The sequence below is a fragment of the Janthinobacterium sp. GW822-FHT07H11 genome (genome assembly GCF_058798615.1).
Window position 1 is genome coordinate 2,919,070 of sequence record NZ_CM179507.1, and the last position, 22,153, is coordinate 2,941,222.

Genomic DNA, 22,153 nt, shown 5'->3' on the forward strand with positions numbered 1-22,153 from the left:
GGCCGTCCGCGCTTACTTTCACTTGCCAAGATTGCTTTCCCATGACGTTTTCCTCCCTCGGCCTGATCGATCCCCTGGTCCGCAAACTTGACGAACTCGGCTACGACAAGCCCACGCCCGTGCAGGCAAAGGCGATCCCTGCCGTGCTGGCCGGGCGCGACCTGATGGCCGCCGCCCAGACGGGCACGGGCAAGACAGCCGGCTTTGCCGTGCCCTTGCTGCAGCGCCTGGCCCTCGAAGGCGTGGTGGCGCCGCAATGCGTGCGCGTGCTGGTGCTGGTGCCCACGCGCGAGCTGGCCGAGCAAGTCTATGCCAGCTTTCGCGGCTATGGCGGTAACTTGCCGCTGCGCAGCTTTGTCGCCTATGGCGGCGTGCCCATCGAGCCGCAGATCAGCAAGCTGCGCAAGGGCCTGGACGTGCTGGTGGCCACGCCGGGCCGCTTGCTGGACTTGCAGACGCAGGGCGCCGTCAAGTTCGAGCAGGTGCAGACGCTGGTGCTGGACGAGGCGGACCGCATGCTGGACCTGGGCTTCGAACGCGAGCTCGATATCTTGCTGATGACGATGCCCAAGCAGCGCCAGACCCTGCTGTTCTCGGCCACGTTCTCGGACGCCATCCGCGCCATGGCGAAAACCATGCTGAAGGACCCCGTCTCGGTGGAGGTCAGCGCGCGCAACAGCACGGTCAAGGCGGTGAAACAGTCGGTGATCGTGTGCGACAAGAAACGCAAGCCGGAACTGTTCTTGCACCTGCTGAAGAACAAGCGCTGGGGCCAGGTATTGGTCTTCGTCAAGACGCGCAAGGGCGTGGAGCAATTAGTTAACACCTTGCTGGAGCAGGGCGTGCGCGCCGACTCGATCCACGGCGACAAGACGCAGCCGAACCGCCTGCGCGCGCTGGCCCGTTTCAAATCTGCCGAGGTGCAGGTGCTGGTGGCCACCGACGTGGCCGCCCGCGGCCTGGACATCGATCAATTGCCCGTCGTCGTCAATTTCGACTTGCCGACGGTGGCGGAAGACTATATCCACCGCATCGGCCGCACGGGCCGCGCGGGCGCCTCGGGTGTCGCCATTTCCCTCGTCTGTGCCGACGAAGTCGACTTGCTGTCGGCTGTCGAAGGCTTGACGCGGCAAACCCTGAAGCGCGGCGAAGAGCCCGGTTTCGAGGCGGAACACCGCGTGCCGGGCACGTCGGCCGGCGGCACCATCGAGAAGAAAGCCGTGAAGGTGCTGGCGCCGAAGGCGGCCGAGCGGGCGAAAAAACGCCGTTTTTATAAGTAAAGGACGCACAAGGCGCGCAGCACGGATATCGCATTCGTGCCATCATGCGCCATGACCTCGATACCTTTGTTCCCGCTCAATACGGTGCTGTATCCCGATGGCTATCTGCCCCTGCAGATCTTCGAGGTGCGCTACCTGGACATGATACGAAAATGCATCATGGGCGAGCAGCCGTTCGGCGTGGTGCAGCTGCTGGACGGGGCGGAAGTGCGCAAGCCGGGCCAGCTGGAAACGCTGGCGCCCGTAGGCACCCTGGCGCGCGTCATCGACTGGGCCGCGCCCCTGTCGGGCTTGCTGCAAATCAAATGCATGGGCATGCAGCGCTTTCACATCGTCTCCAGCGGGCAGCTGAAACACGGCCTGTGGATGGCGCAGATCGAGACCTTGCCGCCCGACAAAGCCATCCCCATTCCCCAGGAGCAGCAGAACGTGGCCGATGCGCTGGGCGCGCTGATCCGCACCTTGCAGGAGCAAAAGATCCCACCCGAGCAGATGCCGCTGCAGCCGCCGTACCGGCTCGACGAGTGCGGCTGGGTGGCGAACCGCTGGTGCGAACTGCTGTCCTTGAACGCCATGCAGAAACAGTTGCTGCTGAGCCAAGACAATCCCGTGCTGCGCCTGGAACTGGTGCAGGACATGCTGACCGAAAACGGTCTGCTCGAAGAATAAGGCGCCAGGCCGCATGCTTGCACGCGATTCCGTTGTGCAATTGCAATTTCTATTGAGAAATACTTTACGCTTTGCCGCCGCTGGCATAAGATGATGCCCCTGGGAAAGATATACCCGTATGACCCTGAGCAACATTCAAGAGTAGACGACATGGCAAAAGCAAGCGCGGAACAGATCAATGCGGCAATGGAGGCGATGGCGGCCGAAGGCCAGGCCATCACGGTGCGCGCCTTGCGCGAGCGGCTGGGCAATGGCGCTTGCCTGGGCACCATCAGCAAGCTCTTGCAGCGCCGCAAGGCCGGCGCGCAGCGCCAGATCGCGGCGGCCGCCGAATTGTCGCCCGTGCTGCAGCAAGCCATACTCGACTATGTAGGACAGGAATTGAGCGCCAGCCACAGTGCGCATGAAGCCGAAATGAATGACAATCAACAGGAATTGATGGACCTGGCCAGCGAGAATGAGCGCCAGCAGGAATTGCTCGAACTGCAAACGGGCGAGCTGGAAACCTTGCGCGCGGAACTCGAACGTGAGCGGCAAGTGGCGAACCAGGCTAGAACGGACCTGGCCAAGGCGCAGCTGCGCCTGGAAGGCTTGCCGCGCCTGGAAGAGGCGGCCGAGCAGGCGCGCATGGACCTGGCCAAGGCGCAATTCAAGCTTGAAGGCATCCCGCGCCTGGAAGAGGCGGCCGAAGCGGCGCGCGCCGAACTGATACAGGCGCAGCTGAAGCTGGAAAGCCTGACGCGCGTGGAAACGGAACTGGCGAGCGTGCGCCTGGAGCTGGAAGCGGAGCGCGAGGAACTGGGCGAAACGCGCGCCGAACTGGACGAAGAGCGCACCTTGCGCATCAAGGCACAGCAGTTCATCGTCGACCCGATCTTCAAGACTCCTGTCTGAGGGCGTCCGGCCTCGGCGACTGCGCGTCGCGCTTTCCGGCCGTGGCACTGCCGCCCGCTGCGGTTTGGCCCGGTGCCGCCGCGCTTAGCGGGCCAGGCCCGCATATCGCATGCACAGCCAGGCAAATCCGGCCAGGTTCAAGGCCACCGTGCTCCAGAACACGCGCTGGAACGAGGCCTTGCTCGTCTTGTGGCGCAGCCACTGCTGGGCCAGCACGGCGCCCGGCCAGCCGCACAACAGTCCCAGCAGCCACAAGGTTTTTTCCGGCGTGCGCCAGGCCTGCGTGCGCGCCGCCCGCTTGTCGATCGCATACGCGGCAAAGCAGGTGATGCTCATCACGCCATAGACGCCCGCCAGCAGCGGCGGAATGGGCCACAGCAGGCTGGCGGCCAGGTAGAGCAGGGCGAACAGGGCAAGGACAAGATAGGGCATCGATCGGGGTAATGGGTGGCGGGAGCCGCATTGTAACCGCAGCCTGGCGCTGGGCGGCATGGCCGGGGCCGGGTATGATGCGGATTCGCCCCGCATTGAGCGCCCCGCGCCGTGCTGGCGCATCCTTGCCGACCGCGGCAGGGAGCGTGATGAAAAGATAGTCAAGGTATATGTCAAGAGATAAACAATCGCCTCCAGCGCCGCGCGCGCTGCCGCCCCGGCCCGCCTGCGCGCCCGTTTCAGCCGAGGATGCCATCGCCCGCAAGCTGGCGCGGGAACACAGGGATGCGCAGGTGCGCGGCGTCACGTCCATCGCGGACATGCGCGCGGCCATCCGGCGCGCCGCGCGCGCACTGCCGGCCATCGATGCCGTGCCCGTCATGGGGATGCTCGACGGGGCCGCGTTCCGGGCACGGGCGCAGCAGGGCTTGCCCTTCCTGATGCGCGGCCTGGTCCAGCGCTGGCCCCTGTCACGGTTCTCGCCGGACATCTTGCGCGAGCGCTACAGCCACGTGCCCGTGCGCGCGCGGGTGGGCGACTATATCAACACGGCCTTCGCGCCGGACCGGGCCATGCAGGACATGTGCATGGGCGACTACCTGGACCTGGTGGCCGTCGAGCAGCCATTGCCGCCCTACCTGGGCAACCTGGAATTGCGCGAATTGAACAGCCTGTGCCACTGGCCCACGTATTTCGACAAGATGGGGCCGCCGCGTTTCTGGGTCGGCCCGGCGGGCACGGTGACGCCCCTGCATTGCGATTACGACGATAATATCTTCGCGCAAGTGTGGGGCCGCAAGCGCATCTTCCTGTCGCCGCCGCACCACGACGCCTTCCTGTATCCGAGCGAAGCGAACGCCATCCTGTTCGGTTCGCCTTTCGATCCCGAGGCGCCCGATTTCGAGCGCTTCCCGCTGGCGCGCCAGGCGTGCATGATCGAATGCATCGTCGAACCGGGCGACATGCTGTACGTGCCGGCTGGCTGGTACCACCAGGTGCGGGCGCTGACGTTTTCGCTGTCGTCGAACCGCTGGGCCAGGGCCGTGCCGCTGGCCCTGCATGGGGATGTGGCGCTGCGGCGGCAAGCGCCATAGCGGCTATGGCTGAACGGCCTTGGCCGTGCCGCGCCCCCGCTTCGGCCGCCATTCGCTGAGAATGCCCGCGCAAATGATCAAGATCGCGCCGACGATGGCCAGGGCCGGCAAGCGTTCGCCGGCGATGCGGCCGATCACGCCGGCCCAGACCGGCTCGCCCGCATAGATCAAGGTGGCTTTCGTGGCGGAAATGCGTTTTTGCGCCCAGTTCATCACATATTGAATCAAGGCACTGGCGCAGCCCAGGGCCAGCACGCTGAAGAGGAAGGTCTTGCCGAGCACCGGCGGCGCTTCGCCCATGACGGGCATCAGCAGCAGGGCGATCAATGAGGCCGTGGCCAGTTGCACGATGGTCACGCGCAGGATGTTCAATTGCGGCGAGACGCGGCTGATCAGGATGATTTCCAGCGCGATCGCGATGGCGCCCACGGCCGTCATCACTTCGCCCTTGCCGAAGGCCATGTTCAGGCCATCCGTGCCCGTCAGCAATAATAATCCCACGAACGCCAGCACCACGGCCGCCCACACTGCCGGATGGGGCCGCTGCTTGAAGGCCAGCCATTGCACCAGCGGCACGATGGGCACATAGAAGGCCGTGATGAAGGCCGATTTGCTGCTCGTGATATGCATCAAGCCATAGGTTTGCAAGGTGTAGCCGCCAAAGATGCTCACGCCGATGGCCATGCCCGTGAACAACTCAGCCTTGCTCAGATGGCGCAGCTGGCTGCGGCAAATCAGGGCACCGATGGCGGCGGCCACGGCAAAGCGGGCGGCAACGAAGGCCAGCGGGCCGCTGGCCGTCACGGCATGCTGCACGATGAGAAAGGTGCCGCCCCAGATGAAGGTGATGGCGATCAGGGCCAGTTCGGGCAGGCCGAGGGCGGGCGGGGGACTTGCGTGTGTTTTCATGGGGAGCTATGCTATGAGCAAAATATTTCCCATCATCATAGGAGCAATATATTGCGCAGTCAAGCCGAGGCCGGTGGCGTGCTGGCACACCTGGCCACCAATCTGCGGCGTTTGCGCGTCGCTGCCGGCCTGAGCCAGGAAGAGCTGGCGCGCCTGTCCGGCCTGAGCCGGCGCATGGTCAATGGCGTGGAGGCGGGCGGCACCAATATCAGCCTGGCCAACCTCGACCATGTGGCCGCCGCCTTGAACGTGGCCTTTGTCGACCTGGTGCGGCCGCCGCGGCAGCCGCACGACAGCCTGCGCGTGCTGATGTGGCAAGGCGAATCGCCGGCGAGCCAGGCCGTGCTGCTGGGCGCCGCACCCGCCAGCCGCCAGGTGGAATTGTGGTCGTGGACCCTGGCGCCGGGCGAGCGCTATGATGCGCAAGCCGATCCGGCTGGTTTCAGCGAAATGCTCTATGTGCTGGAAGGGACGCTGCACCTCGTGCTGGCGGCCGAAACGAGGCAACTGGCCACGGGCGACTTTTTTGTCTTCAGCAGTGCGCAAGCGTACAGCTATGTGAATGCGGGCGAGGCCACCGTGCGCTTTACGCGCAATGTGGCCAGCTGAGGGCGCAGTTACGGCAGGCCGCAGCCGACCAGCAGCAGCATCGGCCGTTCCCGCTCTTCCGCCAGGGCCGGCTGCTGCGCCACCTGCGCGTCTGTCGGCCCCCATTCTTCCACGTGTTCCAGCTGGAAACCGGCGTGCAGCAGCGCATTGATGGTTGTGCTCAGGGTGCGGTGCTGCTTGATCACGCCGGGCGCCAGCCAGTCCGACACGCGCGCTCCTTGCCGCTGGTAGCTGTCGACGGGCCAGGTCTTGCGGCCTTGCCCATCCGTCAGCCAGCCCGGTTGGCGCGGCGCCATGAAGATCGGATGCTCGATGGAAAACACCAGCTTGCCGCCCGGCTTCAAGCCGTGGCGGATGGCGGCCAGCAGGGCGGCAAAATCCTCGATGTAGTGGAAGGCGAGCGAACTGTAGACGAGGTCATGGCTGGCCGGTGGCAAGGCCAGTTGTTCCAGGTCCAGCCGGGCATACTTGAGGGCCGCGTGCGGCCCCATGGCGCTTGCCTGCGCCAGCATCTTCTCGGACACATCCACGCCCAAGACCCGCGTTGCACCCTGTTCTGCCGCCCAGCGGCAGAACCAGCCATAGCCGCAGCCCAGGTCCAGCACGCTTTTTCCTGTTAATTCGGGCAGCATGGCGCGCAGGGCCGGCCATTCGGGAGCGCTGTCGAGGCCGCCAATCGAGCGGGGCAGCTGGCTGTAGGCCGTGAAGAAGGCGTCGTTGTCGTAGATGTTCTGTGTCATGCGTCGAGATCCTTGGCAGGATGGCGCTTGGCGTGGCCGCCGCGCTGCGCCCGGTAAATGCCCGCGTGGCCGGAAAACAGGTAAGCGACGACGCAGGCGATGGCCGCGTACACGCCGATGTCCGCGCCGAACAGTTCCATTGCCATCAGGGTCGAGGCAATCGGCGTGTTGGCCGCTCCCGCAAACACGGCGACGAAGCCGATGGCGGCCAGCAGGGCGACGGGCTGGTGCAGCACAGGCCCCAGCGCATTGCCCAGGGTGGCGCCGATGAAGAACAATGGCGTGACTTCGCCGCCCTTGAATCCCGTGCCCAGCGACACAATGGTGAACGCCATCTTGCCCAGAAAATCGTATGCCGGCAGCGGCTGCTGGAGCGCGTCGACGATGGTGGGGATGCCCAGGCCGATATATTTGTCGGTGCCCAGCAGCCATACGGCGAGCGCGACGACGAGGCCGCCTGTCAGCGGGCGCAGCGGGGCGTAGGCAATCTTGCGCTTCATCAACCCGCTCAAGCCGTGCGTGGCTTGCGCAAACAGTTTGCCGGTTACGCCGAACAGCACGCCCGCGATCACCATGGCGCATAAGGTCCAGGCGGAGAGGGCGGGAATCAAGGGCACGGCGTAATGCGTATGGCCAATGTGCAAAAACGGCCCCAGCAGCAAGACCACCTGGTCGGCGATGACGGCGGCCAGCAGGCAGGGCAGCATGGCTTCGTAGCGCAGGCGGCCGATGGCCAGCACTTCCAGGCCGAAGAGGGCGCCCGCCAGCGGCGTGCCGAAGACGGAGGCAAAGCCGGCGCTGATGCCGGCCATCAGGATGATGCGGCGGTCTTCATTGTTCAAACGAAACAGGCGCGTGAGCTGGTCGGCCAGCGCGCCGCCCATCTGCACGGCCGTGCCTTCGCGTCCGACGGAAGCGCCGAACAGATGCGAGATGACGGTGCCGCCCAGCACCAGCGGCGCCATGCGCAGCGGAATGATTTTTTTCGGATCGTGGATTTCATCGATGAGCAGGTTCGCGCCGCCCTCGACGCTGCTGCCGTAGCGTAAATACAGCCAGCCGACGGCAAAGCCCGCCACGGGCAGCAGCCAGATCAGCCAGGCGTGCGCCAGGCGCGTCGCGGTCGCCCGGTCGAGGGCGTACAAGAAGCCGGCCGAGGCCGACCCCGCCAGCACGGCCACGACAAAGGCCAGCAGCAGCCATTTCAGCAGATGCTTGAATAGATCGGTGAGGGCGCTCAGGCGGTGCATCGGGCATCCAGTCAAGGCTGATGGGTGGGGGATTCCTTACAGGCCCAGTTCCGCCACCAGCGCCTGGCCGATGGCGCGCTGTTCCGCCAAAATGGCGCGCAGGTGGTGGGGGCGCGTCTTGACATTCGTCATGACCACGCGCAATACATTCGTCGGGCCGGGGTAGCGCGTCGACTCGAGTACCGTGCGCGAGACAAAGCTGTGGCCTTCGGCCTTTTGCCGGTTTTGCAGCTTGGCGGTCAAGGTGTTCAGTTGCTTGTTCAGCTCGGTCGCCGCCTCGACCTGGCCGCTGGCCAGCAAGGCCTCCATGCGCTGGCGCAAGGGCGCGGGCACGTAGCGATAGGTGAGAATGAAGGTGTCGGAGCGCGTGACGAGCTCGAAATCCTGCTGGTCGGCCAGCAAGTCCTGCAACTGGCCGGACAGGGTGGCCGCCTGCTGCAGCAAGGTCGTGTAGCCGGACACGCCGAGCACCTTGAACGAGGTCCACAGTTTCAAGGCGTCGAAGCGGCGCGAGCCTTCCAGCGAGGTCTGGCCCAGGTCGCCTGAATTGTCGCGCAAGATGTAGTTGGCGTTGTGCTTCAACAGGTTCAGGCTGGCGCCATCCTTGAACAGCACCATGCTTTGCGCCATCGGCACCCACAGCAGCTTGTGCCCGTCGATGACGACGGAGTCGGCCAGGGCGATGCCGTCGTACAGGTGGCGGTACTGTTCCGCGATCAGCAGGGCGCCGCCCCAGGCCGCATCCACGTGGAACCAGATGTTTTCCCGCGCGGCAATCGCCGCCATGGCGGCCAGCGGGTCGATGGCGCCCGTTTCCGTCGTGCCGGCGATGCCGATCATGGCGACGACCTTGATCTTGCGCACGTTTAAATCGGCAATGGTCGCTTCCAGCGCGGCGACGTCGATGCGGTTGTCGCGGTCGACGGCCACCAGGTGCAGGGCGTTTTCGCCGAGGCCCAGGGTCGCCAGCGCCTTTTTCACGGAATAATGGCTGCGGGCCGAACCGATCACGGCCAGTCCCGCGTAGCCGGATTCTTGCATGGCGGCAAACAGACCGCGTTTGCGCGTGCCGGGCAACTGGCTTTCCAGCGCCACGGCCAGCGCCGTCAAATTGCCCATGGTGCCGCCATTGACGACATTGCCCAGCGCGCCGCTGGTGGCGGCCATGGCCTGCGCGTAGACGGCGTCCGGCTGCTGGTAGACCTGGCGGTGCAGCCAGCCCAGGATCTGCTTTTCGATCAGGGTCGACACATAGGCTGTCTCGATCTTGACCTGGTTCTGGTTCAAGGTGGCCGTAAACGCCTCGGCCAGCACGCTGATCCAGGGCAAGGCCTGCGTCATGTGGCCGATGTATTGCGGGTGGTTCAGCTGGGCCGTATTGGCCAGCACGGTGGCGTCAAGTTCTTGCAGGAAATCGGCCACGGGCATGCCGTGCGCGGGCGGGCTGATGTCGGACAGCTGCGTCAGCAGTTCCGTGTAGGGCGTGTGCGGATACGCCGTGTCGCGTTCGGCGGCCAGCCAGCCGCCCAGCATGCGCAGCGCCTGCTGCAGGGGCGCGGGCGAGCGTTGCAGCGCATCGATGGAAAAATGCTGCTGCAGCAGCCGTTCGATAGCGGTATCGGTCATTGCGCGTTTGTCTTCTTCTCTACGGATTGCTGATGCCACGGTGCCAAATGCATTGCGCCCTGGCGAAAGCGGGATTTTACCCGACTCCGCCAAGGCGCATCAGTTTGCTATTGGTAAATGATAATCAGAAGTAATTCAGGCCCAGCGCCGACTTGACTTCATCGGCCGTGCGGGCCGCCACTTCGCGTGCCTTGAAGGTGCCTTCTTTCAACATCTGGATGACTTGCCCCTTGTCCTTGGCGAACTCTTCGCGGCGGGCGCGTATCGGCGCCAGCAATTCCTGCAAGACCACGTCCAGGCGCTTCTTGACGATGCTGTCGCCCAGGCCGCCGCGCACGTAATGGGCCTTCATTTCGGCCAGCGCCGCTTTTTCCGGATCGAAGGCATCCAGGTAGGTGAAGGCCACATTGCCTTCCAGGTGGCCCGGATCTTCCACGCGCAGGTGCAGCGGGTCCGTGTAGACTTTTTTCACGGCGGCCGTGATTTCGGCCGGGGTCGCGCCCAGGTTGATGGTGTTGCCCAGCGACTTGCTCATCTTCGCCTTGCCGTCGATGCCGGGCAGGCGGCCGATATCGGGCACCAGCGCCTTGCATTCCATCAGCACTTCGCGGTTGTACATGCGGTTGAAGCGGCGCACGATTTCATTCGTCTGCTCGATCATCGGGATCTGGTCTTCGCCCACAGGCACCACGCCGGCCTTGAAGGCCGTGATGTCGGCCGCCTGGCTGGCCGGGTAGGTCAAAAAGCCGGCCGGGATGTCGCGCTCGAAGCCGCGCAGGCGGATTTCTTCCTTGACCGTGGGGTTGCGCTCGAGGCGCGCCACGGTGACGATGTTCAGGTAGTAAAAGGTCAGCTCGGCCAGTTCCGGGATCTGCGACTGGATGAACACCGTGGTCTTGGTCGGGTCGATGCCGACGGCCAGGTAGTCGAGCGCCACCTCGACCACGTTGCGGTGCACCTTGTCGATGTCGTCCATATTGTCCGTCAGCGCCTGCGCGTCGGCCAGCATGATGAATTGCTTGTAGCTGTTCTGGTAGGCGACGCGGTCGCGCAGGCTGCCGACGAAGTGGCCCAGGTGCAGGGGGCCGGTGGGGCGGTCGCCCGTCAGGATCACGGATTGCGAAGCGATGGCGGCGGCGGACAGCGGCGCTGCCGGGGTGTTGTCGGTGTCGGGGGTATCGGGGGTGTTAGGCAAGCTCATCAAGTTTCCTTTTGAGCCGCCTGCATCGGGGATGATCCAGGCTGAGCCTGTTACGCCACCGATCGAGGCGGCGTGGATCAAATTCACATCACTATGCAGTGGCCGCGCGAAAGTGAGCGGGACCACCAATTCAAGCAGGCGTGTTGTGACGGGATAAATTTCATGGCGTTATGGTTGCAGTTCGTGCGCGTTCTGTCAAGTTGCGCCCCGATATATCTGCGGCCAGCGCGAACGTTTGATTTCTGTCAAACTTGCTTTACGGGTACTATTGTCAGCATGAATCTTTTGGAGAAGCGTATGCCTGTAGTATCCCCCGTGCGCCTGAGCGGCCTGGCCCTGCTTGCCAGTACCTTGTTCAGCGTTTCCTCGCTGGCGCAAACCCGGCAAACCCCGCAAACGCCGCCGATGACGCCCGATATCGGCGCCAGACTGGTGATGCCGGACCTGAACGACTACGTCAAGCGCGTGGTGATGCTACCCATGCGCGACGGCGTCAAGCTGTACACGGTGATCGTCGTGCCGAAGGGCGCCAAGCGGGCGCCGATCATGCTCACGCGCACGCCGTATAACGCGGCGCGCCGGGCCCAGCGCGCGGCCAGCCCCGGCATGCTGGCCACCTTGCCGCAGGGCGACGATACCCTGGTGGAAAACGGCTACATCCGCGTCTTCCAGGACGTGCGCGGCAAGCATGGCTCGGAAGGCGACTATGTGATGACGCGCCCCGTGCGCGGCCCGCTGAACCATACCAAGGTGGACAATGTCACCGATGCGTGGGACACGATCGACTGGCTGTCGAAGAATATTCCGGAAAGCAATGGCAAGGTGGGCATGCTGGGTTCCTCGTACGAGGGCCATACGGTGCTGATGGCGCTGGTCGACCCGCATCCGGCGCTGAAGGTGGCCATCCCCATGAGCGCCATGGTCGATGGCTGGCGCGGCGACGACTGGTTCCATAACGGCGCCTTCCGCATGCCCAGCCTGGCGTATATCGCGGGACAGACCAGCGTGCGCGGCGGCGGCGAATCGCCGGCCCTGGGCGTCTACGACGATTACGACGCGTATCTGCGCATCGGCTCGGCAGGCGACTATGCGAAGAAGTTCGGCATCGACAAGCTGACCTACACGAAAAAGCTGTTCGAGCACCCGGCCTACGACAGTTACTGGCAGGAACAGGCGCTCGACAAGATCCTCGCCAAGCGTCCTTTGATCGTGCCCACCATGCATGTGGTGGGGCAGTGGGACCAGGAAGACATCTATGGTCCGTATGCGAGCTACACGGCGATGGAAGGGCGCGACAAGCGCAACAGCCTGAACTACCTGGCCATCGGCCCCTGGCGCCACAGCGGCGTCAACTATGACGGTTCCAGCCTGGGCGCCCTGAAGTTCGACGGCGACACGGCGCGCCAGTTCCGCGAAAAAGTCATGCAGCCATTCCTCAATCAATACCTGAAGGATGGCGCGCCGGAAGCGAACACGGCGCCCGTCGTGGCGTACCAGACTGGCACCAACCAGTGGCAGCGTTTGCAGCAGTGGCCGCTGGCCTGCGAGACCTGCGACACGAAATTGACGCCGATCTACTTGCAGCAGGGCAACCAGCTGGGCTTTGCGGCGCCAGCGGGCGCCGCGGATGCGGCGGAAGGCGCCTTCGACGAATACGTGGCCGATCCGGCCAAGCCCGTGCCTTTCGTGCCCCGTCCCGTGCGCCTCAATGACGCCGACGTGTGGAAGCCATGGCTGGTCAGCGACCAGCGCGGCTATGCGGACCGCACGGACGTGCTCAGCTATGTTTCGGAACCGTTGAAGACGGCCGTGCGCATCGCCGGCGCACCGATGGTCAATCTGTTTGCCGCCACCAGCGGCACGGATGCGGACTGGGTGGTAAAGCTGATCGACGTGTATCCGGACGAAGTGCCGTCGCAGCCGGCCATGGGCGGCTACCAGCTGGGCGTGGCGATGGAGATCTTCCGCGGCCGATATCGGGACAGCTTCGAGCACCCGACGCCGATACCGGCGGGCAAAGTGGAGCGCTACCGCTTCGCCTTGCCGAACGCGAATCACGTCTTCCTGCCTGGCCACCGCATCGCCGTGCAAGTGCAGTCGAGCTGGTTCCCCCTGTACGACCGCAACCCGCAAAACTACGTGCCGAACATCTTCCTGGCCGACCCGGGCCATTATAGAAAGGCGACGCAGCGCGTCTACCATGCGACAGGGGCGGCCAGCGCCATCGAGTTGCCGATCGCGCCGCTCGATGCCCGCTAGCCCATGCGCATGAGAATGGCGCCTGCCGCGATCAGGGCGATGGCCACATAGCGGCGGGGGCTGATTTTTTCGCGCAGGAACAGGGCCGCAATGGCGATGGCGAACAGAATCGACGTCTCGCGCAGGGCCGCGATGGCGGCCACGGGCGCCTGCGTCATGGCCCACAGGGCCAGGCCATATGACGCCAGGGTGCCGAAACCGCCCAATGCGGCCAGATGCCATTGCGTTTGCGCATACGCAAACAAATCGGCCGGACGGCGCAAGGCCGTCCACAGCAGCAGCCCGGTGCCATTCAGCACAAAAATCCACGTCGTGTAGGCGGCCGGCGCGCCGGACAGGCGCACGCCGATGCCGTCGATCAGGGTATAGCTGGCGATGACGCAGGCGTTGCCCAGCGCAAAGGCGGTGGCGCGTCCCGTGTTTTTCGCGGCGCCGGCCGTGGCCGGCAGGCGCGCGGCGAAGTACAGGGCAAGGATGCCGGCGCAGATGCAGCCGACGGCGCCCATCTGCGTGAAAGACAGGTGCTCGCCGATCAGCGGCCAGCTGGCCAGCGCCACGATCAATGGCGCGCTGCCGCGCATCAAGGGGTAGGCATGGCTCATGTCGCCAGCCTTGTAGGCGGCCGCCAGCAGCGAGTAATAGGCGAGCTGGGCCACGGCCGAGGCGGCCAGCCAGGGCCAGCTGGCGGGGGCGGGAGCATTGACGAAGGGCAAGACCGCCAGCGAGATCAGGGCCGCGCCCACGGAGACCAGCACGGTCGTCAGGAAAGTGTCCTTGCCCGACTTGACGATGGCGTTCCAGCTGGCGTGCAGCAGGGCGGCAAACAGCACGATGGCGACGACAGTGCCGGACATGGGGGGACTTAGCGCGGCCGTATGCTGAGGGTCAGCAGTTCCTGGCGGTGGTGGCGCTGGAAGCCGTCCATCAGGACGCCCGAGCGTCCCGCCTTTTCCAGCAGTTCGCGCAGGGCCGCCTGGTCTTCCGCCGTCAGCGACTTGCGCGACAGGTAGACGCCGCTCATGCCCCACGGCAGTTCGGGCAAGGCTTCCAGGCGCAAACGGTCGGCCAGGCCGTACACGCGCGCATCGTTCTGCGCCACGCCGGAGAGTATGGTGGGGCTCATGATGGTGGCGTCGATGAAGCCGCTTTGCATCAGGCGCGCCACGGACAGCGCGTCGACTTCATAGAACAGGCGGCCCTGGTTGCTCAGTTCCTTCGCCAGCGCCTGGTAGGACACGCCATAGTCGTAGCCGCGCACGAGCGCCACGCGCAAGTCGCGCCGCTCGATCAATTCCTGCATGGTATTGATGGGCGCGCGCGTTCCCTGCAGCGAAATCAGCAGGGGGCGGTTGCCCATCAGGGGAATGAACAGGCCGTGCTGGTCGCGCCGGGGCGTGCTGCTGGCCGGGATCAGCATGTCTGCCTTGCCCGTCTCGAACATCGCTTCCAGGCGCGCGCGCGGCACCGGGGTAAAGACGAAATTGCAGCCGATGCGCGCGCCCATGGTGCGCAACAGGTCCGGATAGATGCCGCTGACGGCCGCACCATTGATCACCACGCTGGCACCGATGGCCGATACGGGCACCTGGATGTCGCGTGAGCACTGCGCCCAGGCCAGCGACGGCAGGGCCAGGGCCAGCACGGCCACGCTCAGGCGCCAGGCGCTGGAATAAAAGTCAGTCATAGCCATCCTTGCTCACCATCGGATGCCGGGCGTGGTACACGCGCGGCGGATTCACCATTCTCGCCTATTAATTTCCCAAATGCAATATTATCCTGCCGACTACTTTGTGGTGGAAACCGCAAGCCGTGCCAGGCGCCGTGCCTGGAAGTAGCGCCAGGCAACCACGATACCCAGGGTCTGCATGATGGCGCACAGGAAGAAGGTGCTGCCGATGCGCCAGTCATTGGCAGGCAAATGGCTCACTTCGCCGAGGATCATGCTGCCCAGCAGCGGCATGATGATGATGCCCAGGCTGCTGATCGATTGCAAGGAGCCCATCAGTTCGCCCTGTTCGCTGGCGTTCGATGCCTTCGAGATGATGCCTTGCAGTGCGGGGCCGGCGGCAAAGGCCAGCAGGTTGCACAGGATCAAGGCATACATCATCCAGCCTTGCGTGGCCAGGCCGTACAGCAGGTAGGTGAGGGCGCCCGAAGCCATGCCCAGCAGGGACAGGCGCACTTCGCCAAAGCGCTTGATGAGGATGCCCAGCAAGCCCGCCTGCACCACGGCCGCGCACAGGCCCACGCAGAACAGGGCGATGCCGTTCTGGCGCGGCGTCCAGTCGAAGCGGAAGTGCGTGTACAGCACCCAGGTGGTATTGAGCATCATCTGCGCAAACGTCATCAGGCCGAAGGCCAGCACCAGGCCGCGGATTTCCACGCGGCGCACCAGTTTCAGCAGGGCGGCGAACGGATTGATGCGCGCCAAAGTAAATGGCGCGCGAGGACCCGGCTGCAGCGATTCGGGCACGAAGAAATAGCCGTAGATGAAATTGGCCGCCGACAGGCCCGCGGCCACGTAGAAGGGCAGGTGCAGGTTGATCTCGCCCAGCAGCCCGCCCAGCATGGGGCCGCAGATGAAGCCCAGGCCGAAGGCGGCACCGATCTTGCCGAAGCTTTTCGCGCGGTTGTCCGGCGTGGAAATGTCGGACGCATAGGCGGACGCGACCGACATGCTGGCCGACGAGACGCCGCCGATGATGCGGCCGATGAACAGGCAGGCCAGGTTGGGCGCCCAGCCCGTGGCGAGAAAGTTGATGCCCATGCCGGCCATCGAGTACAGCAGCACCGGACGGCGTCCCACGCGGTCGCTGATGGCGCCCAGCATGGGCATGAAGATGAATTGCAGCAAGCCGAAGACGGCCGCCATGATGCCGTACCAGAATGCCTGCGCATCCTTGCCGCTGACAAAGTCGCCGATCAGGATGGGCAGCACGGGCACCACCAGGCCGATGCCCAGCATGTCGATGAAGACGCAGACGAGGATGAAATTGAGGTTGCCGCTGCGCTCAGGCGCGGCGGGCGATGACACGGAACGGGTATCGGGCGAGATTTTATCGGACATGCATGCTTTCGACGCGCCCCGCGTGGTGGCGGGGAATATGTTGGTGGCGTTGCGCCGGCGCGGTAACGCCGCGGCGCGATAGCTGAGCCTTGTATTATAGACAGCATGTGCCGTGCTGGCTATCGCCACCCGAGCCTGGCCGCTTCAGGCGCTGACGCCCCATTCCTCGGCAAAGGCGGCGCGGAAATCCGTCAGCACGGCTAGCCGCCGTTCCGCCAGGGCGCGGCCCGCCGCCGTCTGCATCTTGCCGGGCAGTTTCTCGAGCTTGGTGACGATATGGTCGAGCGCGTAGGCCTTGTCGTCGAGTTCCCGATGCCGGGCCAGCGGGTCCGCGCCATGCGCGAGCGCGCTATCCATGCGCGCGGCCGTGTAGAACAGGCGCGCCAGTCCCACGGCGCCCAGCGCGTCGATGCGGTCGGCATCCTGCACGATTTGCGCTTCGATGGTGGCTGGCGCCAGGTTGGCGGAAAAGCTGTGCGTCTCGATGGCGTGGGCGACGCCAGCGAGTTTGTCTGCCGGGAAGCCGAGTCCGGTCAACTGGCGGCAGGCCAGCGCGGCCGCCTGGCGCGAGGCCAGATGGCGCTCGGGATGGTTTTTCGGCAAATTGACCAGGTCGTGCAGGTAGCAGGCGGCCATGACCACCAGCGCATCGGCGTGCGCATTGTCCGCGTCGTCCAGCATCCGGGCGGCATTGCGCCAGACGCGGTGCAAATGGTTGATGTCGTGGGCGCCGTCGTCGCCCAGGCCGGCCGCGGCCAGCGCCTGCAGGCGTGGTTGCCATTGGGAAAGCAAAGAGTGCATGTTCAGACTTCTAAGAGGCAAAGGTCGCAGTGTGGCATAAAACGCCGGGACCGGAGGCGCGGACGCTGGCGGCGGCGATCCGGGCGGCTGCCGTTTGGCGTAAGGTTTTTGCCACAAAATTTTCTTTCTGGCAACGTCGCATGGCGTCGGATGCTCTTTTTTAGTGCATGTAAAATTTACATAGGGTAACATTGCCACACGGAAATTAGAAGCTAAGCTAATTACAAGAAAGTATTTGCAAAAACATACCAGCAGGAGCCATGCGTCTGCATGGCTCTTCTCACGTCAATGGCATGCGTGCAGCGTGCCGTGGCCTGCGCCCCCGGGCGAGATAACGAAAGGATGATCATGAACACCAATTCCAGCGACACTGGCGCAAGCGTTGCCAAAGCCGCCGAATACCTGGCTTTTACCCTGGGCCAGGAAGAGTACGGCATCGATATCCAGAAGGTCAGCGAAATCCGCAGCTATGAAACGCCGACCCGCATCGCCAACGCGCCCGAGTTCGTCAAGGGCGTGGTCAATCTGCGCGGCATCATCGTGCCGATCGTCGACATGCGCATCAAGTTCAACCTGGGCACGCCCAGCTATGACCAGTTCACCGTCGTCATCATCCTCAATATCGGCAACCGCGTGGTCGGCATGGTGGTCGACCGCGTGTCGGACGTGACCACCTTGCTGCCCGAGCAGATCAAGCCGGCGCCGGATATGGGCCGCTCGATCAATACGGAGTATGTGATCGGCCTGGGCACCATCGACGAGCGCATGCTGATCCTGGTCGACATCGACCAGCTGATGTCCAGCGCCGACATGGGCTTGATCGAGAAACTGGCGGCGTAAGGCCGCGGTGAAGGGATTTTCCCTGCCTATTGTCAAAAACTATTGACATTAAGTATTGCATATCGTTTCCGCAGGGAGCACGCTAGCGCATTTTCCTGGCGCACGGTTCAACCGAACCGTGCGCCAGTTTACTTGTCGGGACAGATTTGGCGGCGTTCGCCATGCTGTCCCTGGCGCTGGCGCAGGGCGCCTCTTCAGGATATTAGGATAGTTCACATGAATTTGTTAAGAAACGTCAGCATCGGGGTGCGTCTGGGACTGGGCTTTGCCGTCATTTTATTGTTTTCCATGATTATTACCGGCATCAGTGTCTGGCGTTTGCATGACGTGGCCAGCGCCACGCGCACGATGATGGAAGAGCCGCTGGCCAAGGAACGCTATATTTCCGACTGGTATACGCGCATCGACAGCGCCGTGCGGCGCACGATCGCCATCGCCCGCAGCAGCGACACCTCGCTGAGCGGCTATTTCGCCGAAGAGTCGAAAGTGTCGACCGCCAGCTCGGCCGTCCTGCAAAAAAAGATCGCGGCGCTGCTCAAGGACCCCAAAGAACAGGCCATGTTCGCCGGCTTGCTGGAATTGCGCGAAGTGTATGTGGGCTCGCGCGACCAGGTCTACAAGCTCAAGGGCGAGTCCCAGTCCGAGGCCGCCAAGGAAGTGTTTGAAAAAACCTTTGTGCCGGCCGCCGCCAAGTACCAGAAGATGGTCTACGGCTTGCTGGAGCACCAGCGCGCCACCATTGACGCCACCGCGCGCCAGATCGATGACATCGCCAGCACCAGCCGCAAGCTGCTGCTGTTGCTGTCGGCGCTGGCGCTGGGCTTCGGCGTCGTCTGCGCCTGGCTGCTGACGATGGGCATCGTGCGCCCCTTGCGCACGGCCGTGGGCATCGCCCGCAAGGTGGCCGATGGCGACCTGACGGCGCAGATCGACGCCAGCGCCAAGGATGAAACGGGCCAGCTGCTGCAGTCGCTGAAGGATATGAATGCCAGCTTGCTGACCATCGTGGGCGAAGTGCGCAGCGGCACGGACAGCATCGCCACCTCGTCGACGCAAATCGCTGCCGGCAACCAGGATCTGTCTTCCCGCACGGAAGAGCAGGCCGGTTCGCTGGAAGAAACGGCTTCGTCGATGGAAGAGCTGACCAGTACCGTGAAGCAGAATGCGGATAATGCGCGCCAGGCGAACCAGTTGGCGGCCTCGGCGGCGCAAGTGGCCGTCAAGGGCGGCGAGGTCGTGGCGCAGGTGGTGGGCACGATGGAATCGATCAATGCCTCGTCGAACAAGATCGTCGATATCATCAGCGTGATCGACGGCATCGCCTTCCAGACGAACATTTTGGCCCTGAACGCGGCCGTGGAAGCGGCCAGGGCTGGCGAGCAGGGACGCGGCTTTGCCGTCGTGGCCTCCGAAGTGCGCAACCTGGCCCAGCGTTCCGCTTCGGCGGCGAAAGAGATCAAGACCCTGATCGGTGCGTCGGTGGAGCAGGTCAACGCGGGCAGCATGCTGGTGGCGCAAGCCGGCTCGACCATGAACGACATCGTCGACAGCGTGCAGCGCGTGAGCGATATCATCACGGAAATCACGGCGGCGAGCAGCGAGCAAAGCGTGGGCATCGACGAGATCAACCGCGCCATCGGCCAGATGGATGCCGTGACGCAACAAAATGCGGCCCTGGTGGAAGAGTCGGCGGCGGCCGCCGAATCGATGCAGCACCAGGCGCACAGCCTGGCGCAGGTTGTCAGCGTGTTCAAGCTCAATGGCCAGCAGGCGGGCGCCAGCGGCTTGAACGGTGTAAAACGTCCGACAGGCAAGAAAACACCGCCGCGTCCCTTGCGCCTGGGCTAAGCGGTTTTGCACTAGCAGGGGCAAGCGCGGAAGCGCTTGCCCGCGGCGCTGGCTGCCGTGTTCAGCCGTCCCCTTTTTGTAGTCTGGTTCCGCTTTTTAGGATATTCACATGAATTTGTTAAGAAACGTCAGTATCGGTGTGCGTCTCGGCCTGGGTTTTGCCGTCATTTTGCTGTTTTCCATGCTTATCACGGGCATCAGCGTCTGGCGTTTGCACGACGTGGCCACGGCCACGCGCACCATGATGGAGCAGCCGCTGGCGAAGGAACGCTATATTTCTGACTGGTACAGCAAGATCGACAGCGGCATCCGCCGCACCACGGCCATCGTGCGCAGTTCCGATACCTCGCTGGGACCGTATTTCGCGGAAGAAGCGAAACAGTCGTCCGTCGTCTCGGGCGAGCTGCAAAAGAAGATCGAAGCCTTGATTTCCGGCCCGCAAGAAACCGAACTGTTCCGCCAGGTCAGCGACATGCGCAAGGTGTATCTGGATGCCCGTGAGCAAGTATCAAAGCTGAAGGCGGCCGGGCAGGCGGAAGAGGCGGACAAGGCTTTCCAGGCCGTCTTCGTGCCCGGTTCGACGAAATACCAGAAAGTCATCATGAACATGCTGGAACACCAGCGCGCCAGCATCGACGCCACCGCGCGCGAGATCGATGCAGTGGCCAAGACCAGCCGCAACCTGCTGCTGGCGCTGGCCGCGCTGGCACTGGCTTTTGGCGTCGTCTGTGCTTGGGTCTTGACGATGGGCATCGTGCGCCCCCTGCGCACGGCTGTGGACATTGCCCGCAAGGTGGCCGATGGCGACCTGACGGCGCAGATCGATGCCAGCGCCAAGGATGAAACGGGCCAGCTGCTGCAAGCGCTCAAGGACATGAACACCAGCTTGCTCAATATCGTCAGCGAAGTACGTACGGGCACGGACAGCATCGCCACGTCCTCGACGCAAATTGCCGCCGGCAACCAGGATCTGTCTTCCCGCACGGAAGAGCAGGCCGGTTCGCTGGAAGAAACGGCTTCGTCGATGGAAGAGCTGACTTCCACCGTGAAGCAGAATGCGGATAATGCACGCCAGGCGAACCAGTTGGCGGCCTCGGCGGCGCAAGTGGCCGTCAAGGGCGGCGAAGTCGTGGCGCAGGTGGTGGGCACGATGGAATCGATCAATGCCTCGTCGAACAAGATCGTCGATATCATCAGCGTGATCGACGGCATCGCCTTCCAGACGAACATTTTGGCCCTGAACGCGGCCGTGGAGGCGGCCAGGGCTGGCGAGCAGGGCCGTGGCTTTGCCGTGGTGGCGTCCGAGGTGCGCAACCTGGCCCAGCGTTCCGCTTCGGCGGCGAAAGAGATCAAGACCCTGATCGGCGCGTCGGTGGAGCAAGTCAACGCGGGCAGCATGCTGGTGGCGCAGGCCGGTTCGACCATGAACGACATCGTCGACAGCGTGCAGCGCGTGAGCGACATCATCACGGAAATCACGGCGGCGAGCAGCGAGCAAAGCGTGGGCATCGACGAGATCAACCGCGCCATCGGCCAGATGGATGCCGTGACGCAACAAAATGCGGCCCTGGTGGAAGAGTCGGCGGCGGCCGCCGAATCGATGCAGCACCAGGCGCACAACCTGGCGCAAGTGGTCAGCGTCTTCAAATTGCATGGCCAGCAGGCCAGTGTCAGCGGTTTGACGGGGATGAAACGGCCGGCGGCCAAAACGCCGCAAGATGCCTTGCGGATCGGCCGCGCCGCTTAAGTTGCTTACCCCGGTACTTACGCTTCCGGGGCAAGGTTTGAAATCGCCAGCTGCGACAGCCGGTCCGCCTCGCCATTGCGGTGGCGCGGAATCCAGCGCAAGCTGACATCATTGAATTGCTGCAGCAGGGCCACTACGCTGGCCCTGTGTACTTCCAGCCCCTTGGCGCCGACCGGCGTCGTTCCCAGCACGTCGTTGATCACCACCTGGCTGTCGCCATGCAGCAGCAGTTGCACGGGCGGCGGGCGCAGCTTGAGCGCCGCCTGCAGCACGGCCGTCAGGGCCGCATATTCCGCGTCGCTGCTGCTGCCATGGCCGGCCGCCGCGCTCACCTCGATGCGTTCGCCATTTGGCCCCAGCAGCAGGGCGCCTATGCCCAGCTTGCCCGGGTTCGGATGGGCGGAACCGTCGAACCAGCCGCGCCAGGCCAGCGGCCCGCCGTCATCCTGGCGCTTGAGCGCCAGCTGGGCGCGGCGCGCCTGCATCTTTGCCTCCTTGCGCAGTTTGCGCGCCTGGGCTTCCGCCGTCATGGCTTGAGCAGCATGGTATCGATCAGGCTGCCTATCCAGCACGCCACCAGCACGCTCACGGCCACCGTCATGGCGGGACCGTCGTTGGCCGACAGCGCGTCGACTTTTTCCATGATCAGTTGCACATCGAGGGGCAGGGCGCCGCTGTCGATCTGTGCCATGATTTGGTCCAAGCGTGCCATGATCTGGCGCAATACGATCGCCAGCGCGACCAGGGATGGCACGAGGAAGAGGCAGCCGCGCGCCTTGCGCCGCAAGACAAAATGCCCGCTGCCGGGAAACACGAGGGCCGACAGCAGCAGGGCGAGATTACGTTTGGAAAGGGAGGAGCCGCTCATGCGCGCCTTTTGTAGGGGA

Annotated in this window: 21 protein-coding genes; 9 read left to right on the forward strand and 12 right to left on the reverse strand. The window is 64.1% G+C overall.

Going from position 1 to position 22,153, the window contains the following annotated elements; all coding sequences use genetic code 11:
• Window positions 1–41: 41 nt before the first annotated feature.
• The 3 genes from AC3RCJ_RS13120 to AC3RCJ_RS13130 all read left to right on the forward strand — a co-directional run bounded on the left by AC3RCJ_RS13120 (window position 42) and on the right by AC3RCJ_RS13130 (window position 2,843).
• Complete coding sequence (locus AC3RCJ_RS13120; protein ID WP_492958777.1) at window positions 42–1,280, forward strand: DEAD/DEAH box helicase; 1,239 nt, start codon at window positions 42–44, stop codon at window positions 1,278–1,280.
• Between the two features lie 51 nt (window positions 1,281–1,331).
• Complete coding sequence (locus tag AC3RCJ_RS13125; protein WP_492958779.1) at window positions 1,332–1,949, forward strand: LON peptidase substrate-binding domain-containing protein; 618 nt, start codon at window positions 1,332–1,334, stop codon at window positions 1,947–1,949.
• Between the two features lie 150 nt (window positions 1,950–2,099).
• Window positions 2,100–2,843 carry a DNA-binding protein gene (locus AC3RCJ_RS13130; protein WP_492958781.1) on the forward strand — a complete coding sequence of 248 codons (744 nt, stop codon included), beginning with the start codon at window positions 2,100–2,102 and terminating at the stop codon, window positions 2,841–2,843.
• Between the two features lie 84 nt (window positions 2,844–2,927).
• Here the strand turns inward: AC3RCJ_RS13130 and AC3RCJ_RS13135 are convergent, their stop codons facing one another.
• A complete protein-coding gene (locus tag AC3RCJ_RS13135; protein ID WP_492958783.1) occupies window positions 2,928–3,275 on the reverse strand; it encodes a DUF1294 domain-containing protein in 348 nt (115 codons plus the stop codon).
• Between the two features lie 170 nt (window positions 3,276–3,445).
• Between AC3RCJ_RS13135 and AC3RCJ_RS13140 the strand changes: the two genes are divergently transcribed.
• Entirely contained in the window at window positions 3,446–4,369 is a 924-nt protein-coding gene (locus tag AC3RCJ_RS13140) for a cupin-like domain-containing protein (protein WP_492958785.1), read from the forward strand.
• Window positions 4,370–4,372: 3 nt separating this feature from the next.
• Here the strand turns inward: AC3RCJ_RS13140 and AC3RCJ_RS13145 are convergent, their stop codons facing one another.
• Window positions 4,373–5,278, reverse strand: coding sequence for a DMT family transporter (locus AC3RCJ_RS13145; RefSeq protein ID WP_492958787.1), 906 nt, complete (start codon window positions 5,276–5,278; stop codon window positions 4,373–4,375).
• Between the two features lie 51 nt (window positions 5,279–5,329).
• Here AC3RCJ_RS13145 and AC3RCJ_RS13150 point away from each other — a divergent pair, with 51 nt between their 5' ends.
• Window positions 5,330–5,887: a helix-turn-helix domain-containing protein gene (locus AC3RCJ_RS13150; RefSeq protein ID WP_492958789.1), complete on the forward strand. Its 558-nt coding sequence runs from the start codon at window positions 5,330–5,332 to the stop codon at window positions 5,885–5,887.
• Between the two features lie 8 nt (window positions 5,888–5,895).
• Here AC3RCJ_RS13150 and AC3RCJ_RS13155 read toward each other — a convergent pair whose 3' ends face one another.
• The 4 genes from AC3RCJ_RS13155 to trpS form a co-directional block, all read right to left on the reverse strand.
• Complete coding sequence (locus AC3RCJ_RS13155) at window positions 5,896–6,627, reverse strand: class I SAM-dependent methyltransferase (protein ID WP_492958791.1); 732 nt, start codon at window positions 6,625–6,627, stop codon at window positions 5,896–5,898.
• A complete protein-coding gene (locus tag AC3RCJ_RS13160; RefSeq protein ID WP_492958793.1) occupies window positions 6,624–7,877 on the reverse strand; it encodes a voltage-gated chloride channel family protein in 1,254 nt (417 codons plus the stop codon). Before AC3RCJ_RS13160 ends, AC3RCJ_RS13155 begins: the two co-directional genes overlap by 4 nt.
• Window positions 7,878–7,913: 36 nt before the next feature.
• Window positions 7,914–9,503 carry a pyridoxal-dependent decarboxylase gene (locus tag AC3RCJ_RS13165; protein WP_492958795.1) on the reverse strand — a complete coding sequence of 530 codons (1,590 nt, stop codon included), beginning with the start codon at window positions 9,501–9,503 and terminating at the stop codon, window positions 7,914–7,916.
• A 124-nt stretch (window positions 9,504–9,627) separates the two neighbouring features.
• Window positions 9,628–10,704, reverse strand: coding sequence for a tryptophan--tRNA ligase (gene trpS / locus AC3RCJ_RS13170; protein WP_226941409.1), 1,077 nt, complete (start codon window positions 10,702–10,704; stop codon window positions 9,628–9,630).
• A 297-nt stretch (window positions 10,705–11,001) separates the two neighbouring features.
• On the opposite strand from trpS, the gene AC3RCJ_RS13175 reads away from it, so the two are divergent.
• Window positions 11,002–12,963, forward strand: a complete 1,962-nt coding sequence (locus AC3RCJ_RS13175) for a CocE/NonD family hydrolase (protein ID WP_492958797.1) — start codon at window positions 11,002–11,004, stop codon at window positions 12,961–12,963.
• On the opposite strand, the gene AC3RCJ_RS13180 is transcribed toward AC3RCJ_RS13175, so the two are convergent.
• The 4 genes from AC3RCJ_RS13180 to AC3RCJ_RS13195 all read right to left on the reverse strand — a co-directional run bounded on the left by AC3RCJ_RS13180 (window position 12,960) and on the right by AC3RCJ_RS13195 (window position 16,831).
• Window positions 12,960–13,817: an EamA family transporter gene (locus AC3RCJ_RS13180; RefSeq protein ID WP_492958799.1), complete on the reverse strand. Its 858-nt coding sequence runs from the start codon at window positions 13,815–13,817 to the stop codon at window positions 12,960–12,962. The two genes, AC3RCJ_RS13175 and AC3RCJ_RS13180, sit on opposite strands and share 4 nt — an antisense overlap.
• Window positions 13,818–13,825: 8 nt before the next feature.
• Window positions 13,826–14,647: a substrate-binding periplasmic protein gene (locus tag AC3RCJ_RS13185; protein WP_492958801.1), complete on the reverse strand. Its 822-nt coding sequence runs from the start codon at window positions 14,645–14,647 to the stop codon at window positions 13,826–13,828.
• Window positions 14,648–14,746: 99 nt separating this feature from the next.
• Window positions 14,747–16,030 (reverse strand): TCR/Tet family MFS transporter, encoded by a 1,284-nt coding sequence (locus tag AC3RCJ_RS13190; RefSeq protein ID WP_492958803.1) that lies wholly within the window; start codon window positions 16,028–16,030, stop codon window positions 14,747–14,749.
• A 144-nt stretch (window positions 16,031–16,174) separates the two neighbouring features.
• Entirely contained in the window at window positions 16,175–16,831 is a 657-nt protein-coding gene (locus AC3RCJ_RS13195; RefSeq protein WP_492958805.1) for an HD domain-containing protein, read from the reverse strand.
• Between the two features lie 348 nt (window positions 16,832–17,179).
• Here AC3RCJ_RS13195 and AC3RCJ_RS13200 point away from each other — a divergent pair, with 348 nt between their 5' ends.
• The 3 genes from AC3RCJ_RS13200 to AC3RCJ_RS13210 all read left to right on the forward strand — a co-directional run bounded on the left by AC3RCJ_RS13200 (window position 17,180) and on the right by AC3RCJ_RS13210 (window position 21,266).
• Window positions 17,180–17,671 (forward strand): chemotaxis protein CheW, encoded by a 492-nt coding sequence (locus tag AC3RCJ_RS13200; protein WP_436509422.1) that lies wholly within the window; start codon window positions 17,180–17,182, stop codon window positions 17,669–17,671.
• A 216-nt stretch (window positions 17,672–17,887) separates the two neighbouring features.
• Window positions 17,888–19,519, forward strand: coding sequence for a methyl-accepting chemotaxis protein (locus AC3RCJ_RS13205; protein ID WP_492958807.1), 1,632 nt, complete (start codon window positions 17,888–17,890; stop codon window positions 19,517–19,519).
• Between the two features lie 109 nt (window positions 19,520–19,628).
• Complete coding sequence (locus AC3RCJ_RS13210; RefSeq protein WP_492958809.1) at window positions 19,629–21,266, forward strand: methyl-accepting chemotaxis protein; 1,638 nt, start codon at window positions 19,629–19,631, stop codon at window positions 21,264–21,266.
• A 17-nt stretch (window positions 21,267–21,283) separates the two neighbouring features.
• On the opposite strand, the gene AC3RCJ_RS13215 is transcribed toward AC3RCJ_RS13210, so the two are convergent.
• Both AC3RCJ_RS13215 and AC3RCJ_RS13220 read right to left on the reverse strand, forming a co-directional pair.
• Entirely contained in the window at window positions 21,284–21,796 is a 513-nt protein-coding gene (locus AC3RCJ_RS13215) for a ribonuclease HI family protein (RefSeq protein WP_492958811.1), read from the reverse strand.
• The gene (locus tag AC3RCJ_RS13220) at window positions 21,793–22,134 is read right to left on the reverse strand and encodes a hypothetical protein (protein ID WP_492958813.1); all 342 of its coding nucleotides are present in this window, start codon (window positions 22,132–22,134) and stop codon (window positions 21,793–21,795) included. The genes AC3RCJ_RS13215 and AC3RCJ_RS13220 overlap by 4 nt, the downstream gene beginning before the upstream one ends.
• Window positions 22,135–22,153 lie beyond the last annotated feature (19 nt).

Excerpts from the sequence above, each read along its gene's own strand:
- AC3RCJ_RS13120 (WP_492958777.1), top strand. The coding sequence starts at position 42 with ATGACGTTTTCCTCCCTCGGCCTGATCGATCCCCTGGTCCGCAAACTT.
- AC3RCJ_RS13125 (WP_492958779.1), top strand. The coding sequence starts at position 1,332 with ATGACCTCGATACCTTTGTTCCCGCTCAATACGGTGCTGTATCCCGAT.
- AC3RCJ_RS13130 (WP_492958781.1), top strand. The coding sequence starts at position 2,100 with ATGGCAAAAGCAAGCGCGGAACAGATCAATGCGGCAATGGAGGCGATG.
- AC3RCJ_RS13135 (WP_492958783.1), bottom strand. The coding sequence starts at position 3,275 with ATGCCCTATCTTGTCCTTGCCCTGTTCGCCCTGCTCTACCTGGCCGCC.
- AC3RCJ_RS13140 (WP_492958785.1), top strand. The coding sequence starts at position 3,446 with ATGTCAAGAGATAAACAATCGCCTCCAGCGCCGCGCGCGCTGCCGCCC.
- AC3RCJ_RS13145 (WP_492958787.1), bottom strand. The coding sequence starts at position 5,278 with ATGAAAACACACGCAAGTCCCCCGCCCGCCCTCGGCCTGCCCGAACTG.
- AC3RCJ_RS13155 (WP_492958791.1), bottom strand. The coding sequence starts at position 6,627 with ATGACACAGAACATCTACGACAACGACGCCTTCTTCACGGCCTACAGC.
- AC3RCJ_RS13160 (WP_492958793.1), bottom strand. The coding sequence starts at position 7,877 with ATGCACCGCCTGAGCGCCCTCACCGATCTATTCAAGCATCTGCTGAAA.
- AC3RCJ_RS13165 (WP_492958795.1), bottom strand. The coding sequence starts at position 9,503 with ATGACCGATACCGCTATCGAACGGCTGCTGCAGCAGCATTTTTCCATC.
- trpS (WP_226941409.1), bottom strand. The coding sequence starts at position 10,704 with ATGAGCTTGCCTAACACCCCCGATACCCCCGACACCGACAACACCCCG.
- AC3RCJ_RS13175 (WP_492958797.1), top strand. The coding sequence starts at position 11,002 with ATGCCTGTAGTATCCCCCGTGCGCCTGAGCGGCCTGGCCCTGCTTGCC.
- AC3RCJ_RS13180 (WP_492958799.1), bottom strand. The coding sequence starts at position 13,817 with ATGTCCGGCACTGTCGTCGCCATCGTGCTGTTTGCCGCCCTGCTGCAC.
- AC3RCJ_RS13185 (WP_492958801.1), bottom strand. The coding sequence starts at position 14,647 with ATGACTGACTTTTATTCCAGCGCCTGGCGCCTGAGCGTGGCCGTGCTG.
- AC3RCJ_RS13190 (WP_492958803.1), bottom strand. The coding sequence starts at position 16,030 with ATGTCCGATAAAATCTCGCCCGATACCCGTTCCGTGTCATCGCCCGCC.
- AC3RCJ_RS13195 (WP_492958805.1), bottom strand. The coding sequence starts at position 16,831 with ATGCACTCTTTGCTTTCCCAATGGCAACCACGCCTGCAGGCGCTGGCC.
- AC3RCJ_RS13200 (WP_436509422.1), top strand. The coding sequence starts at position 17,180 with ATGAACACCAATTCCAGCGACACTGGCGCAAGCGTTGCCAAAGCCGCC.
- AC3RCJ_RS13205 (WP_492958807.1), top strand. The coding sequence starts at position 17,888 with ATGAATTTGTTAAGAAACGTCAGCATCGGGGTGCGTCTGGGACTGGGC.
- AC3RCJ_RS13210 (WP_492958809.1), top strand. The coding sequence starts at position 19,629 with ATGAATTTGTTAAGAAACGTCAGTATCGGTGTGCGTCTCGGCCTGGGT.
- AC3RCJ_RS13215 (WP_492958811.1), bottom strand. The coding sequence starts at position 21,796 with ATGACGGCGGAAGCCCAGGCGCGCAAACTGCGCAAGGAGGCAAAGATG.
- AC3RCJ_RS13220 (WP_492958813.1), bottom strand. The coding sequence starts at position 22,134 with ATGAGCGGCTCCTCCCTTTCCAAACGTAATCTCGCCCTGCTGCTGTCG.